We start from the raw sequence: 17,759 nt of genomic DNA, 5'->3' as shown, positions 1-17,759 counted from the left end.
GGGAGGCCTATTTCCCTTCATCAAGAAAACACACCGCTTTTTGATTTTTCGAATCGGCTACTATTTTGGCGTATTTTCCGCCGGTTGCTCGGTGCACGTCTATGACCTTGATAAACTCCGCATATTGTGATGCTTGGGGGAGAATTTCACACAGGATATTTGGGGAAGAATTAAAAAAAGTGAAATTGTATTGCGTTGCGGGATTGTCCGGGTAGACTGGGAGGTAGATTATTTGTGATTCCACAAGATCCAGGAAAAAATGGGTGCCATAGGAAAGCTCCGGAGTATGTCCAGCCGTTTCCAAAGCGATTTCCACCAGGGCCGAGGTATTGTTTATGTCAGCGTAGGAGGTGTTAACGCCTAGATTGATGTTGGAACTGCCCCATCGGCCAGGACCAGCTATGATGAACCTGTGTTTCGCAAAGGCAGCGTGCCGGTTCAGGTCGCCCACCACGCGTCCCAGGGATTTTTTCACCTCCAGTGAGGCCCTGTTCGCATAAGCCTTGGGATCAATATATAGGATGTAGCGGATTTTGTCCGCCACCCCTCCGGGAATCATGCGCGTGGTGCGAAAAAGAACGCTTTGTGTTCGCAAATCCTCGGGGGGCATAGCATCTTCTGGAACTTTGGCTCCCGGCAGTCTCATGGGGCGGCACTGCAAAAGATTGATTCGAACCTCGTTGTCCGCGCCAATGGAAGCGGTTAATTCCGTATCAACCGGATACCCATAGGCCTTCTCCAACTTGGCGGTCATTTCCCGCATTACCTGGATAAAATTCGTTTGTCTGATAAGGAGGTTAAACGTCAGCACCGAATTTTTAAGGTCTTTGAGCAAGGCGCTGGCGGGATCCCGCACATATCCATGCTCGACCATGGAAACGAAAAGATGCAAGCCAGGATAATCCCCTCCTGCGACTAAGTCGTTAAATCTTTGTGTGTGAAACTTATTTTGGGAAAGATCAAGAACGTCCACACGGCGCTGTGAATAGGCTGAAATTTTGGCCCCAACCTCCTGGCGCAGTTCCGGGTGGCTAAGAGCTATTATACGCGGGTAGTCGCCTCCAACCCGGTCCACAGCGCGGGTGCCCAGCCCGAAGACAAGGCGAACCATGCCCTGCAAGGGATCAATCCGGTCGGTCCATCGGTAGAGATTGTGAGAAAAAGCCACGCCGGCCATTTGCGGGAAAAAAAATTTTTTGTAGTTGAAGCCCGAGACTCGCTGGACCAGGATGGCCATCTGTTCATCCGACTCCCCAAGTCCCCTCTGCCTCCGATAGGCCAGGGCGTCCGGGTTCACCGCGCTGGCATAAACCAGCTTCACCGCCCGCAGAAAATCATCCATGCGTTGTTCCGGAGTGTCTTGATTGACGCAGAACTCGCTTCGGTATTTACCAGCAAAAGCATTGCCGAACCCATCTTCAAGCAGACTGCTTGATCGCACGATAATCGGAGCCTGTCCGAAATATTCCAACATGTCCTGGAATTGCTCCATGATTTCAGGCGGGAATTTTCCAACCAGAAATCGACGCTCGACCTCCTCAAATTCCTCTTGTGTTATCTGGGAACTGCGTGTGAGGCGCATTCTAAGCCGGAACAGACCATTATTAACCAAGAAACTGAAAAATACGTCCGAGCCTATATAGAAAGAGTCATGCTGCTCAAGCACCTTTCCGAAATTAACTTCCCCTGGCGCATCCAGGAGAATCCGGCGCGCCACCAGCATTCCGGAGGCTTTTCCACCGATTCGGCCGGAGCCGATCATCCGATATCGGATGTCAAACAGATCTTGTAAGGTGAGGTAATCGTCAGCGAGCCGATTAAACTGGGGATGACTTCCGATAATCATCCGGGCAAACTCCATTTTCAGGGCGTCCCTCTCTTGAATCCGCTCCGGGGCGGTGATCTCGGATTCCTCAAACTGGGCAAGTTTCCTATAAACCTCATCCCAAGGCACGAAGGAATCTGCTTTGCGCCGCAATGGCTGCCTGCTGGCGTGCGCCAGGACCACGGACGCCTCGCTGCTTTGGGAAAGGGGGGTTAAGGACGTGCCATGGAACTTGTGGGGGATAAACATTTGAGGAGAATATCGGTCCAATACCTTGAGAGCCTGAATGTAGAGATGTCCTTGCACGTAGTACACATCCATCAGCACCTGCGTGGTGCTTCGTATCTTGGATAGTGCAACGTGGGAGTGCTGGCCTCGCGTTAAAGCAAAATATGCTATGGTTTTCATTTCCCGCAGATACGGGCACGTCACCTGAAAAAAATTGGCCAGCAGTTCGTCCGTGGCCCAGTCTTCCACTAGGGCCGATAGATTGTCAAACACGTAAAAGGTATGGGGGCCGTGCTCGTCAATGATGTTGCTCACCTGGGTGCAGAAACTGTCGAAACCAAGGCCTGGGTCTACTTCCAGGGTGAGCAGACCTTCCCGAGGCTTCATGATCAAGGGATGCGCGGCGAACCGTATGTATACCAGTTTGCGGTGGTGATCCAGAGCCAAGTCTGCAAAAGCCCGTGCAAGAATAGAGTAATTCTCCAGGCTGTCCACCCGCCAGACTACGTTATCGCCTATCCGAAGCCGGTCTATGATTTCATCAAGCGCCGGAAAGCCGCTGCTAATTTCTTCCGGTGATCTTTGGGTTGTTTCCATACGGCCCAAAAGCTCCTTGGCTTTTCATTACCAACTTGGATGCAAACTTAACCTGCCAGCACAAAAAGAAAAGATAGCATATTACGCGACGCAAAGTGAGGCGGGTCGGGATTTCGATTAATCATAGCTCTTTTCATTGAGCTTTTTAATTCGGCTTCGCAGGGTGTTCCGACTGATTCCAAGCATTTTAGCGGCCTGAACTTGGTTGTTGCCGCAATTCTCTAAGGTTTTTTTTATCAGCGCCTCTTCCACCGTATCCATGACTTTGGCGTGCGCATCTTGGTTTGCAATCTTCATGATTCCGGTGATGAGCTCGTCCAGTTTCTGTATTAAATTCTCCGGTAGGTGCTCCTTGCCCTGGCCCTGAACGCAATTCTCCGACTCCCGCTCCATCGCTATGAGATTTTCCTCCACAATGATTTCTCCGGAGCAAAGGAGAACGGCGCGGCGGATACAGTTTTCAAGTTCTCTGACGTTTCCAGGCCAGGAATAGGCTTGAAGTCTTTCCATTACTCCGTCCGAAACATGCTGGACCGGCTTAGAATACTCCTTGCTGAATCGGCTGACAAAATATTTTACCAATTCCGGTATGTCTTCAGCACGTTCCCTGAGTTCAGGCATGTCAATGGAAATAATTTTTAACCTCCAATAGAGATCCTCCCTGAACCGGCCATTTTTCACTTCCTCTTCCAAGTTTTTATTGGTTGCCGCTATGATTCGGACATTAACCCTTATCGTTTCGGCACTCCCGAGCCTCTCAAAGGCCTCCTCCTGAAGCACCCTCAGAATTTTTGCCTGCGCGGATGGGGACATGTCTCCAACTTCATCCAGAAACAAGGTTCCGCCATCGCACCGTTCAATTTTCCCAATATATACACGATCCGCTCCCGTAAAGGCCCCGCGCTCGTAGCCGAACAATTCGCTTTCAAAAAGAGAGTCCGGTATGGCTGCACAGTTGATGGCCATAAAGGGGCGGTCTTTGCGAACGCTGTGGTGATAAATCGCTCTTGCAACCAACTCTTTTCCCGTGCCGCTTTCTCCTCCTATCAGAACAGAAACGTTTTTTTCAGCCACTTGTCCGATCAGCTTATAGACATTCTGCATCTTTTTGCTGCTGCCGATAATGCTCAATGCCCCTCTTGCCGCAGTGGGGGACGGTTCTCCCCCCGACTGTGGAAAACGGACGACCTCCTTCATCTGCCGATTGATAACGAGGGCATCATAGCTGATTTTGCTCAAGTCCTTTCTGTCGAAAGGTTTGGGAAGGTACTCATAGGCCCCTATCTTCATGGCCTCGATGGCTGTTTCCGTTGTCCCGTAGGCCGTCATGATGATAACAGGCGTTTTAACCTGTGATTTTTTAATCCTTTTGAGCGTATCAAGCCCGTTGAGCCCCGGGACTTTGTAATCCAGAAGGATCAGGTCAAAAGGTTCCCGGGCGATCAGATCCAGGGCGGACAGGCTGTCCGTGCATACTTGGACCTTATAACCCTTTCTTGAAAAAAAACGGTTAAGAAAGTGGGTTAGTCCCTCATCATCATCAATGATCAGTATCTTTTCCATAATGTTTCTAAAATCCTCAGTGCTGCTCTGTTGGAAGAAAAATGGAAAAAATCGTTCCTTTGCCAACAGTGCTTTCCACACGCAGCCCTCCCCCATGGCGCTGTATAGCGCTGTGAGCCATCGACAGTCCGAGCCCGGATCCAGACGCTTTTGTTGTAAAGAAAGGATCAAAGACGTTGGGGATGTTTTCTTCTGAAATACCAGACCCTGTGTCTGATATGTCCACCCTGACGCACGATACGTCCTTTCCATCTATTTGAAAAGAACCCATTTTGGCAGACACGTCAATTCGGCCCTGGAGTTCCATAGCCTCCAGTGAATTGATCAGCAGGTTGATAAGGGCTTCTTCTAAAATTTTTTTGTCTCCCTGTATTTTGGGTAAATTCGCGCCAATTTTTTTATACACAATGCATTCTTGTTTATTGGCCATAGGCCTGACAACGGAAAGAACGTCTTCTACTACCTGCTGTATATCCATGGATGAAAATACCAATTTTTGAGGCTTCGCAAAGTCGAGAAAACGGTTGATGGTGTTTTCTATTCTCGTTACTTGCATCATCGCGATCATAAAATCCTCTTTATAATCGGGCGATATCTCTATCTCGCTCTGAACTGATTCCAGAAAAAGTTTGATTGATGTAAGGGGGGTTCTTATCTCATGAGTCACCCCCGCGCCCAGACGCCCCAGCGCTGCAAATTTTTCAGACCTGGCCGCTGCCAGCCTCGATTGTTGCAACATGATATCCGTTTCATGCAACTCCGATTCTTTCAAGTCCACTTCCTTTGCAAGGGAGTCCTGTCTCTCCTTAAGCTGTAACGCCATGTGGTTAAATGCTTGATAGAGTAAACCGATCTCATCCTTTCGGTCGGTCCGGACTGCAGCCTTGTCAAATTCTCCGTCGGCGAGAATGTTTGCGGACCTGCTCAAATCTTTTATAGGGCTGATCAGGTAACGGGAAATAGCCCAAGCCAATACCACCGCATAGCACAAAGAAAACGCCGCTATTAAAAAGAAGTGGCGTTTCAATATTTGGGCGCTTTGAAAAGCCTCGTCCCGGTCCTGCTCGACAACAAGGTACCAATCGGTCCCCGGCACTTTCCGAGAGGTTCCTAACACCTCAATGCCGCGATAGTCCAAGTAGGCCGTCTCTCTGTCTTGCGAGACGAATATGTTTGTAAAACTTCCAGAATGGGAAATATTTTCCGTCAAAATCCTACGGGGGTCGTTGTGCGCCAAAAAGGCCCCATTTTTGTCCACCAAGTAGCATTCCCCTGTTTCGCCAAGACTTACTTTCAGGATGATGTTCAGGATAGAGCTCGTCCCCACTGTGGCGAAAACGGTCCCCCGTGCATGGCCTTTTTCGTCAAGAATAGGGGCGGCAATACGAAAAGCGGACTCCTTATCTCCAGGCCTGAAAGTAATTTCTGACATGAAGTAACTGTCTATGGGGTACTCAAGGCCATCCCTCCATTCCTCGCCCGATTGCACACCTGTATTTCGAAAAACAATCTCCCCTTCGGAAGATATTACGAAAACCTCCCTGTAAACTTTGTAATTGGAACAAACGCTATTTAGATAAGGTCCAATTATATCAGGATCCATTGATCCGAGGAAGGAAGAATCCGCTATCACTAAAAGATCGGCTCTGCGTTCCGTAAGCCAACGTTCAAGCAAGTTTACCTTGTCATCGGCCACATTGTTCATTTGGATGTTGACCATGCTGACGACGATTTCTTCTGCTGTTTTTAGGGAAAAAACTCCCACCGCCACCATCGGGATGAGGGATAGCGGCAAAAAAAGTGCAATCACTTTTATTTGCAGGTTATTTTTAATGCGATTATTCAACAATAAGAGTCCCCCTCTTTTGAATGCATGGTTTTGCTTATCACACTTGAAGAAAAGAAGGAAACAGGAAAGGATTGCAGGGGGGAACAGCTTTTGGCTCAATGTTTGCGACTCACTATAACATTCTCCCATATTCCGCTTTTCGCCTCCTTTTAGCCAGCCAAACCAGAAAGGAGTGCATGGATTTTGTGTCGGCCAGTAAGGCCCCAATATGGTCTTGCCGGACATGCCCCCCCTGTGGTTTTTGGGGTTTTTGGGGACGGGGTTTTTGGGGACGTCCCTTAATAAGCTAGTAACTTGACAACCAAAGCATAGTGAGGTAGGTTTGAGCATCATGCCTCGCAAATCCCGATTAGACGCGCCTGGATTATTGCATCATGTGATGGTCCGGGGCATCGAGCGCAAGCCGATCTTCGCCGACGACCAGGACCGGGACGCCCTGGTTGATCGCCTCGCATCTGTGCTGCCCGAAACCCAGACCGCATGCTACGCCTGGGTTTTCATGGACAATCACGCCCATTTTCTGTTCCGCAGCCCGCCCGCTGGAATCTCCCATGTCATGCGCCGCCTTATGACCGGATACGCCGGATATTTCAATCGCAGGCATTTCCGTCATGGCCCCTTGTTTCAAAATCGGTTAAAGTCCGTGCTTTGCCAGGAAAACGCCTATTTCAAGGAACTGGTCCGATACATTCATCTGAATCCCCTGAGAGCGGGAGCGGTTTCCGACCTCAAGGGCCTTGCAGCCCACCGGTATTGCGGTCATAGGGTCCTCCTGGGAAAAAGCCCATGCCCCTGGCAAGATGCGGAGTTTGTTTTGGCGTCTTTTGGAGGCTCCTTGCGCGCCTCCCGCAAGCGTTACAACGATTTTGTGAAGGCCGGGCTGACCATGGGCAGGCGAGAGGATCTGACAGGGGGCGGCCTGGTTCGGAGCCTGGGAGGATGGGACGCTGTGAAAGCCGTCTTTCCGTCCAAGGAGTCCAGGCAGAAAAGCGATCAGCGGATTTTGGGGGATGGGGATTTTGTGCAGTCGATCCTGAACCAGGCCAAGGAAAATCTTTCCGGCAAATACCTTTTGGCTGTCAAAGGCATCGACAAGAAAACGGCGTTGGAAAAGGCCTCGGCCCTTTTTGGCGTCGCGCCGGAGTGGGTTCTCGCCAAATCGCGGCAGCGGCCCCTGGCTGACGCCCGAAGTCTTTATTGCTATTGGGCGGCGAAAAAGTTGGGGGTGTCCCAGCCAGAACTTGCCCGCGAGTTGGGTATGTCCAGTGGAGGGGTAACCCATGCCGTGAATCGCGGCCGGAGAATAGCCATGAAAAACAAATATATATTGGATGGTTAAGTCTCTGGCGAGTATTCTTCAAATTCAAGTTAGTATTTTATTAAGGGACGTCCCCAAGAATTACACCCTTCCTTTGGTCGGAGGCGCTGATACCCACACTTATTTTACCAAATAGGAATAATAAATGAACGGCATCAAATATGTCAAAGAAAGAGGCATTTATCTTTGGGAAAATAAAGACCCCTATTTGAAAACGGGTTTTTTAACACTTACAATTGTTGCTGAAAATAAGTCCCTATTGACTGAATTTTTGGCAGTATTCTTGGAGAACATTGCCTATCTTTATAAAAGCATTTTAAGGTGGAAAACTTGGGGAGGGGAGTTCAAAGGTAACCGAATGCAGAAAAAAAAGCTGCTGGATTCACAACACACTCCTCCTCCTGGATGTAAAAGCGTATATGCACCAAATGAACTTGTTAAGAATGTGCCCTGCACGGTTTGTGAGTTATCCTTGCCATTTAATAGCTATCACTACGATTGTATGAGAAGGGGCAGAAAAGTCATGTTAGTGCTGCCCACGGACGATTTCTTCACCCCCAAACGCCTTTTTGAAGATGCAGTCGATTATTTACTCGGCTTAACAGAAAAGGAGCTTTTTGACTTTTTAGATAGGAGAAGGAATGCCATGGTAGCCCGCGCCTGGGAAGATGAAGACATCCACGCTGTTTTTCAGTTTATAGGAGGGGAAGAGTTGATAGAGCAGATATCGTATGAGATAGAGAAGGAAGGGATACCTACAGGAATTTTTAGGGGACGTGAAAGTTTAGGGGACGTCCCTTACTAAGTGAGTAACTTTTTATCTGTTTGAAATAATAAATAGGGTTTACTAAAAAACAAATAACTTATTGAATTTTATCTTTAAATATGCTAATTATGCTGGCATTGATGCACGAAAAATGGGCTTTTGGGCCCAAGAACCTTGCACCTTGTCAGGAGCTTTCATGTACATCCGCGATGCAAAACAAATGACCTTTGAAGAATTCATCCTGCCTTTCGGCGGCAAGCTGTCTCCCGAAAATCGCTGGGTCAAACAGGCGGAAGTGATGCCCTGAGATTCTATGGGACGTCCCTTACTAATTGATTAACTTTATATCATTCTGAAATAATGGGTAAATTCCCTCTTTGAAATCCAGCGCCTTGAGGGCGCTGGGTCCCGGGTTGCGGTACGATCTCCCAAACCAGACCGTCCCTTGCCGGGATGACGATCTTTCGGAGTAACGAAAATTCCGAGGGCTATTCCAAGCCCTTTTGGCTGCAATAGCCGCCAGTCTTCGTCATCCTCGTGACGCCGTCCCGGATGCGGGCGCCAAAAAATAACAAGGGGTTAGCTCAAACAGGGCTAACCCCTTTTATTTTTTATGGGCAAGTTTGGGCGGCAGACCGTCTTGGGTCAATCCTGCACCATATTCCACTGCTGCAAACGCTGTATGATTTCTTCGGCCTGGGTCATGATGCCGTCTATGAACTCCCTGACGCTGGGCAGGGAGTCAACCACGCCCGCATCCAGGGAAGCAGGACGCCCAGCATTCCGGTCAGGTTGTTTTCTATTTTCATGTCCCGTCGCTCCGCCCTTTATGTTGATCTACACGAGCCCTAACCGGTCAGCCGTTTTGTCCAGATGATACTGCACGTCGCCGAAAGCGGCTTCGCAGGCCTTGGCTTTTCGATAATAAAAATGCAGGTCGAATTCGTCGCAAAAGGAAATCGCCCCATGAATCTGATGGCTCAGGGCGGTCACCCTTTTGGCCGCTTCTCCGGTCCAGGCCTTTGCCATGGAGATTTCCGCGGAAGCGGGAAGCCCCCTGGCCACTCGCCATGCCGCCTGATAGGAAATGAAGCGGGCGCCGTCCACATCCACGACCATGTTGGCGCAGTGGTGCTGGATGGCCTGGAAGCTGCCTATGGCCCGGCCGAACTGCTTGCGGGATTTGGCGTATTCCACGCTTTGCTCGAAGGCCGCCTGGAGGACGCCCACTGTTTCGAGGCATTTCGCCAATGCCGCGAACTCCAGGAGGCCTTCCAGGTCTTCCCGCATTTCCCCCATCGTTCCCAGGATGTTAGCGCGCGGGATAAGCACATTCTTAAACGTTGCATTGCATTGTTTTTCGTAAGCAAAGGTGCTCAGGGGGGAGCTCTGGACGCCGGGGCTGCGGGGATCCACCATCACCACGCTTAAACCCTTGCCCGGCCCTTGTGCAACGCAGAGGATGTAGTCGGAGATATGGGCGTTCTCCACAAAAAGTTTGGCGCCGTTGAGAACCAAATCCTGGCCGGTGTCCGTAAGCGTGGTTTGAATATCGTCCAGCCCGTACCACTGCTGCGGTTCGGCGACCGCCAGGGACAAAATGAGATTCCCTTTGGAAATTTGGGGGAGCAGCTCCTTTTTTTGCTCTTCGGTTCCCAAATTTATAATAGCCGTAGCGCCAAGCGCCACGGTGGAGAAAAAAGGCCCGTTGCAGCAGACTTCGCCCATGGCTTCCAGGATGAGGGCGAGGTCCAGGAAATCGCCTCCCATGCCATCGTATTCCTCGGGAATCATGATTCCCTGCCAGCCCAGGACCGCCATTTTTTTCCAGACGTCCCGGGAGAAGCCCTCCGGGTCGTCGCGCATTTCCCGCACCGTGGAGACCGGGCATTCCTTTTTTAAAAACTCCCGGGCCGACGACTTGATAAAGCCTTGTTCCTTGGTCAAATCCAAATCCATTGATACGCTCCTTTTATCGCTTTTCCCATGGGAAGGATTTCCTGTTTATCAAGCCCTTACTTGGACGGCAGCCCCAGCCCCCGCGTGGCGATGATATTGCGTTGGATCTCCGAGGTTCCGGCGCCGATGGTGGCGGAGATGCAGTCCAGGTATCCCCTGGGCGCCATGCCGTTCATGGGCGCGCCCTGGGTGGGGTCCATCAACAGACTGTATGGGCCGAGGATTTCCATGCTGGCGTTGGCCAGCATTCGGCTCAACTCGGTGGTGACCAGCTTGAGGGCCGAGGACTCCACGCTGGGAATCTTCCCCCGGTCCAGCAGGGTGGCGGTTCTCCAATAGAAAAGATAGGCAATCTCCACCCTTGCGGCGATTTCGGCCAGCTTTCTCCGCACGTGGGGATCTTTGCCGAGAGGCTTGCCGCCCCGTTCCGTCTGCTTTACGTAGTCGCAAAGCATTTCCAGGCCGTGTTTGAAGGCGCCGATATTCACGATGAGCCTTTCGAAATCCAGGGCGGTCATGAGGTAGTAAAAGCCCATGTTTTCCTGCCCTATGAGGTTTCGGGCGGGAACGCGCACATTGTCAAAAAACACTTCGTTGAACGAGTGCACGCCTATAATGTTAATGAGAGGGCGAATGGCGACCCCGGGGGTATTGTTGTCCACCACCAGGATGCTCACGCTCCGGTGGCGATGCCCGTCCGGGTCGGTGCGCGCGATGACCCAGCCGTAATTGGAGGCGTGGGCCAGGCTGCTCCAGATTTTCTGGCCGTTGAGAACGTATTCGTCCCCTTCACGGACGGCCGTGGTCCGGATGGAAGCCAGGTCGGACCCTGCGTCAGGCTCGCTGTATCCCAGCCACATTTCAATTTCGCCCCTGGCGATTCCAGGGACCCAGTCTTCCTTGTTTTCCTCCGTGCCTATCTGCAGGATAGTGGGCCCCATGATGGCCGTGGCAATGTTCAAGCTGGGGGCGCGGTAGTAGCTGGTGCGTTCAAAATAGATGGCCTGCTCCATGTTGGAGAGGCCCCGGCCTCCGTATTCCTTGGGCCAGGAGACCGTAAACCAGCCTTCATCCACCATTTTTTGCTTGAAGATTTCCGCGTCTTGCCGATCCTGTTCGGAATCATATTCCATGGCGCCGTATCCGCCGGGCCAGCTTCTGGCTCGTTCCTGCCAGTCCGGGGGGAGGGCGCTTTTGATGAATGCTTCCAGTTCAGCTCTGAAAGCCAATTCTTTTTCCGTGAATTGAAATTCCATGCTTGCTCCTTTTTTGATCTGCAAAATCATGGGCGCCCGGGTTGAATCCTGCTTTCCGGCCTTTTTAGAAGCCTTCGAGCCGGGCGATCACCTGGCACATGACCTCGTCAGCCCCGCCGCCGACGGAAATAATGCGGGCGTCCCGATAAAACCGCGTAATCAGAGCTTCGTTCATAAAACCCATGCCGCCGAACATCTGGATGCAGTCCGCTGCGACTCCCTGCAAAACCTTGGCGGCTTTCAACTTGCCCATGGAAATCTCCCGGGTGCATTCCAGGCCCGCCATTTTCATTTGGACGATGTGATAGGTGAGGGATTTCAGGCACTCGATCTCGGTCAGCCACTGGGCCAGGCGATGCTGCAAAAGCTCCCGTTTGATTAACGGCTTGCCGAACACAACGCGCCCTTTGATATAGTCGAGCGTCAGGTCGATGATATCCTTGGCCACAATGTAGCCTCCGGGGATGGCGGAAAAACGTTCGTGCTGGAATTGCTGCATCTGGTAGATGAAGCCCTCGCCTTCCCGGCCTATGAGGTTTTCCTTGGGGATGCGCACGTCGTCGAAAAAAAGCTCGGCCGTGTCGCTGCTTCGCATCCCCAGTTTGTCGAGCTTCTTGCTGACCTGAAAGCCCGGCAGGTTGGTGGGAACCACGAACAGGCTAAAGGAATGGTATCCGGGATCGTCGCTTGTGCGGGCGAGCAGCGTGAGATAGTCCGCCTGGGTTCCGTTGGTGATGTAGGTTTTGGACCCGTTGATGACGTAATGGTCCCCGTCCTTTTTGGCGGTGGTGGCCAGGGCGCTCACGTCGGACCCGGCGCCCGGCTCCGTGACGGCGATGGAGGTCACCATGTCGCCCGCTATGGCCGGAACCAGATAGGTCTCCTTCAAGTATTCGCTTCCGAATTCATAGATGGCGGGCGTGGCCATGTGGGTTTGCACCGCAATGGCCACGGGCAGGCCAAGGCCCTGTATGTGGGCCAGCTCCTCCAGAAATACCAGTTCGTACCAATAATCCAGGCCCTGACCGCCGTATTTGGGATCGTACCGGATGCCCAGGAATCCCAGGTCACCCATTTTTTTGAACAACGCGTGCAATGGGGTTTCTCCGGTTTCCTCCCATTCGTCCAGGTTGGGGGCGATTTCCTTTTTCACAAAATCCCGAACCGATTTTCGAACCAGGTCATGTTCTTTAGTGAAATACATCTGGTCTGCCGTCTTGATATTTTGCGTTGTCATGGTTTCTCCCTCTATTTTCGTTGATGGAATAAGCAGTACGGTTAATACTTCAACTCTTGGAGTTGGAAGTAATGCCTTGAAATCAAGTAATTACGTCTGGACCTAAGATCTGCCTATATGCCAGAGCCCTATATTCATGGTCCCTTCCCCCCTGGCGGGGGAAGGACAGGATGGGGGGGACTCTGGAATGCCAAGTAATGTCACCCCCACCCCAACCCTCCCCCGTCAAGGGGGAGGGAGCTTTTTGAGAGTCGGCGTTGACGTCTAATTCCTCTATGCCTGTCACAATTTCCTAAATATCTGGAATATACTTCACTCCCAGAAATTGGGTTAATAAGGTTTATTTGAAGGCTGGCGCTTTCAGTCAGATTTTCAGGACTTGGGAAAAGAGCCCGGCTTGGGGCCTTCCGCCGGAGGACCGGCGAATACCTGAGCCACGGACATCCATTTTTCCGCCGTGTCTCCAATCACTTCCAGCTTGGTATCCTTAAAATGCCGGCGCTGGATGACCACCAGACAAAAATCCTCGGCGTCGCCCACAATTTTGTCCGCGGCCGTCTTATCGCCCCAGGTCCACAAGTCGCCCGAAGGCCCTGTCAATTCCACCCGCACTGGGGCGTCAGGAAGCGTCAGGTCCCGAACCTTGAAGCTCCAGCCAAAGGTGGCTACCCCAAGATGTGCGATATGCTTTAAGCGGTCCGTGGCCTCCCGCTTGACGCCCAGAGCGTCCACCACGTCCTGGCCGTGGGCCCAGGTTTCCATAAGCCGCGCCGTAGCGGAGGAGCGGGCGCTCATGGGGATGTGCCAGGGAAGGCGCTGCTTGGGATCGCATGCCAGATAGGCGTCGATCATGGCCTTGCGTTCCGCCCTCCACCACGAAAGAAGCTCCTGGTTGCTCCGGTTCATGCCGGGCTCCAGGGTGACTTCAAAAAGCCGGTCGAAATTTTCGATCATCTTGGTCATTTCCATGTCGAAAGATTCCTTGTCCGAAGCGGACAACCGGGCGATATAGTCGAAAAAAGCAATGTGGGCGATTTCCGCCTTGACGGTCCAACCGTCGAATGGCGTTACAATGTCCCATTCTTCATCGCTGATATTTGCAACAATGTCGTCCAATGCCTGGCCTTCGGCGGCCAGGTCCTCGCAAATTGCCTTCATGCTGCACTCCTTATTGGATTGATTTATTGAACCAGCCTTAATCTTTCTTTGGCTCGAACATGACTTTTTCGGTGAAGATGGTAACCGGAATGCCGTCCTGATTTTTTACAACATGCTTCAGGTTCACCAAATATTTGCCCTTTGACGTCACGCGGTCCACATAGGCCTCCACCTCCACCTGCAGGGTGTCGCCGGGAAAGGCCGGATATTTCACCACGGCCTCCAGCCCCACCATGCCGTGGAAGGCGCCCAGGTTTTCCTCCTGGGCCAGGGTATTGATGACGTCCATGATTCTGGTCGCGATCAGGCCCATGCCCAGCGAAATCAGCAAAGGCGCGGGAGCGAACCGTTTATTATGCAGGCCCGGCAGGGTTTGCTGGACAAACTCCATATCGATAAAAGGGGGCTCGTGCAGCCCGACCAGGTTTACAAAATTGACAATGTCGGTTTCGGATAGAGTCCTCCGGTGAGAGGTTATGCGGCAGACCTTCTTGTTTTCCTCGTTCACAACCACCTCAACTTTTCCTACCATGGCGCCCTCCTTTCCTAATTATTCGCCTTCCTCCTGAACAGAAGATCAGGTTTCAATGACAAACATCACGTCCCCGTCTTTGAGGGTTTGTTCGTTTTCCGCAAGGATCTCCACAATGGTTCCGTCGGCCGTGGATTTGACCTTTTGAAAAACCTTCATGGTTTCCAAGAGCCCCAGAATTTGTTTTTTCTTCACCACGTCCCCTACCTCGCAATAAGGGGGCTCCTCGGGAGCGGGTTTGCGATAAAAAACCCCGGACATCTTTGCTTTGACCTGTTTCTTTGCCATGCGTGCCTCCTATGGGAATTTCACAATATAATTTTTTTCGCGCAAATCAGGACGGCGCTGACCCATGCCGCTTGCTTCTTTCCGGCAGGGTTTCTTCCTTGTCCTCGGTGATGATCAGGGCTTCGATGATCATTTTCCTCGTGTCCTTGGGCAGAATGATTTCGTCCACCATCTGGTTGGACCAGGACATGGCCGCATCAAAGGCGTCGACTTTTTCTCTGGGGTATTTCCAGAAAGTTTCCCGCACATCCTCCTCAATGCAATCTCCCAGGACTTCCTTGTAATCCATGGTGGAAGCCTCCACCGCAAACTGGGCGATGGGCCAGGCGTAGGTGATGTCCGCACCCATCCCCTTGAGGCCGCTCATAAACAGGCTGCCGGCGTCTGCGTAAGATTGCCTGAGCACCACCCCGATTTTGGGAATGGTCGCCGTGGCGTATACGTCCAGAACCTTGCCTATGTGCCGGAGCACTCCGCGCACCTCCTCATCCTCTCCCGGGACGAGCGGCGGCGTGTCCACCAGATTCACCAGGGGGATGCTGTATGCATCCAAAAGCTGCAGAAAGCGGTAGTACTTGTCGCAGGCATCCACATCCAGCGCGCTTCCGGGGTATTTGGGATTGTTGGCCACAAGGCCCACGGATCGGCCGTCGAACCGGCAGAAACAGCAGATCAGGTTTTTGGCGTATTCGTCCTTGATTTCAAAATACTCGCCCTCATCCGCGATGGCTTTGATGACGTCGTGCATGTCATAGGTCTGGGAAAAGTCGTCCGGGACGATGTTCGCCAGTTCGGGGGTTTCCCGGTCCGGGGCGTCGGTTTTTTCCCACCTGGGGGGCTTGCGGCGATAGTTGGAGGGCAGATACCGGAGCATGTCCCTGCACATGAGCAGGGTTTCCTTGTCATCGTCTCCCACTGCGTCGCAGGTGCCCGTATATTGCATGTGATAGTCGGCGCCGCCCACGTTTTCGTCATAGACTTCCGACGTGGCCGCCTGGGTCTGGCGAGGCCCGCCCAGCCACAGGGTTCCCGAAATCCGGCTCATGAGCAAGAGGTCGCACAGGGTGGGCAGATAAGCGCCGCCGGCAATGCACGGCCCCATAAGCACCGTAATCTGGGGAATCACTCCGGAGTACCGGCCCTGCGTCCGAAAATACCAGTCTATGCCGGCGAAAGGCACGTCCTGGTAGCCCAGCCGCCCGCCTGATGAGTCCATCAAGTGGATCATGGGAAGGCCCCACTGGATGGCAAGCTCGTTGCCCCTTGCCAGCTTCATGAGGGTTTGGGTTCCCCCGGAGCCGCCCAGGACGGTGAAGTCCGCGGAATGGACCATTACGGTCCTGCCGTGTATCCGGGCTGTGCCGAAAAGCACCCCGTCGCAGGGGGCGTCCGACTTTCTGCCGTCAATGCGGACGCCCGTGGTGTTTACGCAGGTTCCCACTTCCTTGAACGAGTTGGGATCAACCAGGATATCAATGCGTTCGCGTGCGGTTAACTTGCCTCTTTTATGCTGGCGGTCAATATGCTCCTGTCCGCCTCCCAGCTTGTTTTTTTCCTGTATATCCAAATATTTTTGAATGGCTGCATCCATTGTTGCGCCCATGTTTCTTTCCTCCCGTCGCTTGATCAGGCCGGTTTGATGGCTCTTCTTTTCTTAGGCGTGAGTTCCCGCTTGCTGGCCGAGGCTTTCAAGGCTTTGACGATGCGCTTTCGCGTGTCCCTTGGGTCAATGACTTCGTTGACCGTGTAATAATGGGTGTAGGCCTTGCCGAAAGTCATGACGCTGAATTGCTCCCTGAGCGTGCTCAGGAGAAAGTCGTAGACTTCGTCATAGTTGCCGTCCTCCTTGGCTTTGGCCAATTGCTTATGGAACACGGCAAGCACAATGGATTCAGGGCCGGTGGGCGCGAACTCCGCCGTGGGCCATGCGAAAATAAAGTCCGGCCCCATTTTGGAGCAGCCCATGGTGATATTGGATCCCCCGTAAGAACGCCGCAGCACCAGGGTGATTTTCGCCGTGGTGACGTTGGCGTAACCATGGAGGTTTTTGGCGCCGTGGCGAATTACGCCCTTGCGTTCCCACTTATCGCCGGGCGGATAGGCCGTGGTGTCGGAAATGTTGATAAGGGGAATGTTGAAGGTGTCCAGAAACATCATGAAGCGGTCGTACTTGTCCGAGGAGTCCGGCTCCATGATGCCGCTCAATTCATCCGGGTTGCTGGCCACAATTCCCACGGGCATGCCGTCAAACCGGGCGAATCCGGCAATCAGGTTGGGCGCGAAATCCTCCTTGATTTCAAAAAATTCCCCATTGTCCACAATCAGCTCTATGACCTCGTGCATGTCATAGGTGAACTTGGGGTTGTCCGGCATGATGGTGAGCAATTTCTCCTCACGGCGATCCGGGTCGTCGTCCGAGGCGATTGTCAAAGGCTTTTCCCAGCAGTTTTGGGGCATGAATTCCAGCAGGCGCCGCGTGAGCTCCATGGCCTCCTCGTCGCTGCCAGCCAGAAGGTCCACCTGGCCGCTTTCCTCCATGTGGAAGTCCGCGTTTCCCGCGTCCTCGCTTTTCCGTTCGCCTCCCAGCCACATGAATCCCGTGTTTTCGTTCATGATGGTGAAGTCGGACAGGACCGGAATCTGGGCCATGGGGCCGGTGCAGGGGCCCAGGACCAGGGAAATCTGGGGGATTACCCCGGAATACAGGCAGTAGTTGCGGATCAACCGTGCATAGCCGTATAAGCCGATGGCGCCGTTTTTCAGGCTCATCCGGGAGCCTGCGCCGTCGAACATTCCGATGATGGGAACCTGCTCCTTGCCGGCCATGTCCACCAGTTCGGCGATCTTCCAGGCCCCTTGATCCCCCAAGGCGCCGGACATGACCGTGAAGTCCAGGGCGTAAATCATGACCTGGCGGCCCGCGATTTCGGCGGCGCCCATGACAACGCCGTCAGCCGGGGTGGGCTTGGATATCTGGCCGGAGGCCTCCCGGAAATCCCGCACCAGGGCGCCCATTTCCATGAACGAACCCTCGTCCACCAGAAGATCAATCCGCTCCCGGGCCGTGAGTTTGCCCAGGCTATGCTGCAGGTCGATGCGATCCTGACCTCCTCCTTCCAGGTTCTGCTCATGAACCGCGGCCAGCCGATCCATGAACCCGTCCATCCATTTTCCCATTTTTTG

At 52.7% G+C, this 17,759-nt stretch carries 13 protein-coding genes; 2 read left to right on the top strand and 11 right to left on the bottom strand.

Translation table 11 applies throughout. From position 1 onward, the window contains the following. Window positions 1-7 precede the first annotated feature (7 nt). The 3 genes from G491_RS0104095 to G491_RS0104085 all read right to left on the bottom strand — a co-directional run bounded on the left by G491_RS0104095 (window position 8) and on the right by G491_RS0104085 (window position 6,287). Window positions 8-2,650 (bottom strand): PEP/pyruvate-binding domain-containing protein, encoded by a 2,643-nt coding sequence (locus tag G491_RS0104095; protein ID WP_028313679.1) that lies wholly within the window; start codon window positions 2,648-2,650, stop codon window positions 8-10. A 117-nt stretch (window positions 2,651-2,767) separates the two neighbouring features. Next, on the bottom strand, window positions 2,768-4,294 hold the full coding sequence (locus tag G491_RS0104090; protein ID WP_248635313.1) for a sigma-54-dependent transcriptional regulator: 1,527 nt from the start codon (window positions 4,292-4,294) through the stop codon (window positions 2,768-2,770). Continuing rightward, complete coding sequence (locus G491_RS0104085) at window positions 4,230-6,287, bottom strand: cache domain-containing protein (protein ID WP_211239130.1); 2,058 nt, start codon at window positions 6,285-6,287, stop codon at window positions 4,230-4,232. Before G491_RS0104085 ends, G491_RS0104090 begins: the two co-directional genes overlap by 65 nt. Before the next feature lie 106 nt (window positions 6,288-6,393). Here G491_RS0104085 and G491_RS0104080 point away from each other — a divergent pair, with 106 nt between their 5' ends. Both G491_RS0104080 and G491_RS0104075 read left to right on the top strand, forming a co-directional pair. Next, window positions 6,394-7,401: a transposase gene (locus G491_RS0104080; RefSeq protein ID WP_028313676.1), complete on the top strand. Its 1,008-nt coding sequence runs from the start codon at window positions 6,394-6,396 to the stop codon at window positions 7,399-7,401. A 124-nt stretch (window positions 7,402-7,525) separates the two neighbouring features. Further along, window positions 7,526-8,185, top strand: coding sequence for a hypothetical protein (locus G491_RS0104075; protein ID WP_028313675.1), 660 nt, complete (start codon window positions 7,526-7,528; stop codon window positions 8,183-8,185). A gap of 798 nt (window positions 8,186-8,983) precedes the next feature. On the opposite strand, the gene G491_RS0104060 is transcribed toward G491_RS0104075, so the two are convergent. The 8 genes from G491_RS0104060 to G491_RS0104025 all read right to left on the bottom strand — a co-directional run bounded on the left by G491_RS0104060 (window position 8,984) and on the right by G491_RS0104025 (window position 17,753). Further along, window positions 8,984-10,105, bottom strand: coding sequence for an acyl-CoA dehydrogenase family protein (locus G491_RS0104060; RefSeq protein WP_028313674.1), 1,122 nt, complete (start codon window positions 10,103-10,105; stop codon window positions 8,984-8,986). A gap of 56 nt (window positions 10,106-10,161) precedes the next feature. After that, window positions 10,162-11,361 carry an acyl-CoA dehydrogenase family protein gene (locus G491_RS0104055; RefSeq protein ID WP_028313673.1) on the bottom strand — a complete coding sequence of 400 codons (1,200 nt, stop codon included), beginning with the start codon at window positions 11,359-11,361 and terminating at the stop codon, window positions 10,162-10,164. Between the two features lie 64 nt (window positions 11,362-11,425). Next, a complete protein-coding gene (locus G491_RS0104050; RefSeq protein WP_015947425.1) occupies window positions 11,426-12,598 on the bottom strand; it encodes an acyl-CoA dehydrogenase family protein in 1,173 nt (390 codons plus the stop codon). A 372-nt stretch (window positions 12,599-12,970) separates the two neighbouring features. Beyond that, entirely contained in the window at window positions 12,971-13,756 is a 786-nt protein-coding gene (locus G491_RS29365) for a TIGR03084 family metal-binding protein (RefSeq protein WP_035217583.1), read from the bottom strand. 37 nt (window positions 13,757-13,793) lie between these two features. Then, the gene (locus tag G491_RS0104040) at window positions 13,794-14,288 is read right to left on the bottom strand and encodes a MaoC family dehydratase (RefSeq protein ID WP_028313671.1); all 495 of its coding nucleotides are present in this window, start codon (window positions 14,286-14,288) and stop codon (window positions 13,794-13,796) included. Between the two features lie 45 nt (window positions 14,289-14,333). Continuing rightward, complete coding sequence (locus tag G491_RS0104035) at window positions 14,334-14,576, bottom strand: acetyl-CoA carboxylase biotin carboxyl carrier protein (protein ID WP_028313670.1); 243 nt, start codon at window positions 14,574-14,576, stop codon at window positions 14,334-14,336. Window positions 14,577-14,622: 46 nt separating this feature from the next. Further along, complete coding sequence (locus G491_RS0104030; protein WP_051327021.1) at window positions 14,623-16,179, bottom strand: acyl-CoA carboxylase subunit beta; 1,557 nt, start codon at window positions 16,177-16,179, stop codon at window positions 14,623-14,625. 23 nt (window positions 16,180-16,202) lie between these two features. Further along, complete coding sequence (locus tag G491_RS0104025) at window positions 16,203-17,753, bottom strand: acyl-CoA carboxylase subunit beta (RefSeq protein ID WP_051327020.1); 1,551 nt, start codon at window positions 17,751-17,753, stop codon at window positions 16,203-16,205. Window positions 17,754-17,759: the final 6 nt, after the last annotated feature.

It is taken from the genome of Desulfatibacillum aliphaticivorans DSM 15576 (genome assembly GCF_000429905.1).
GTDB classification, from domain to species: Bacteria; Desulfobacterota; Desulfobacteria; order Desulfobacterales; family Desulfatibacillaceae; genus Desulfatibacillum; species Desulfatibacillum aliphaticivorans.
This window is presented reverse-complemented; position numbering and strand designations above follow the sequence as displayed.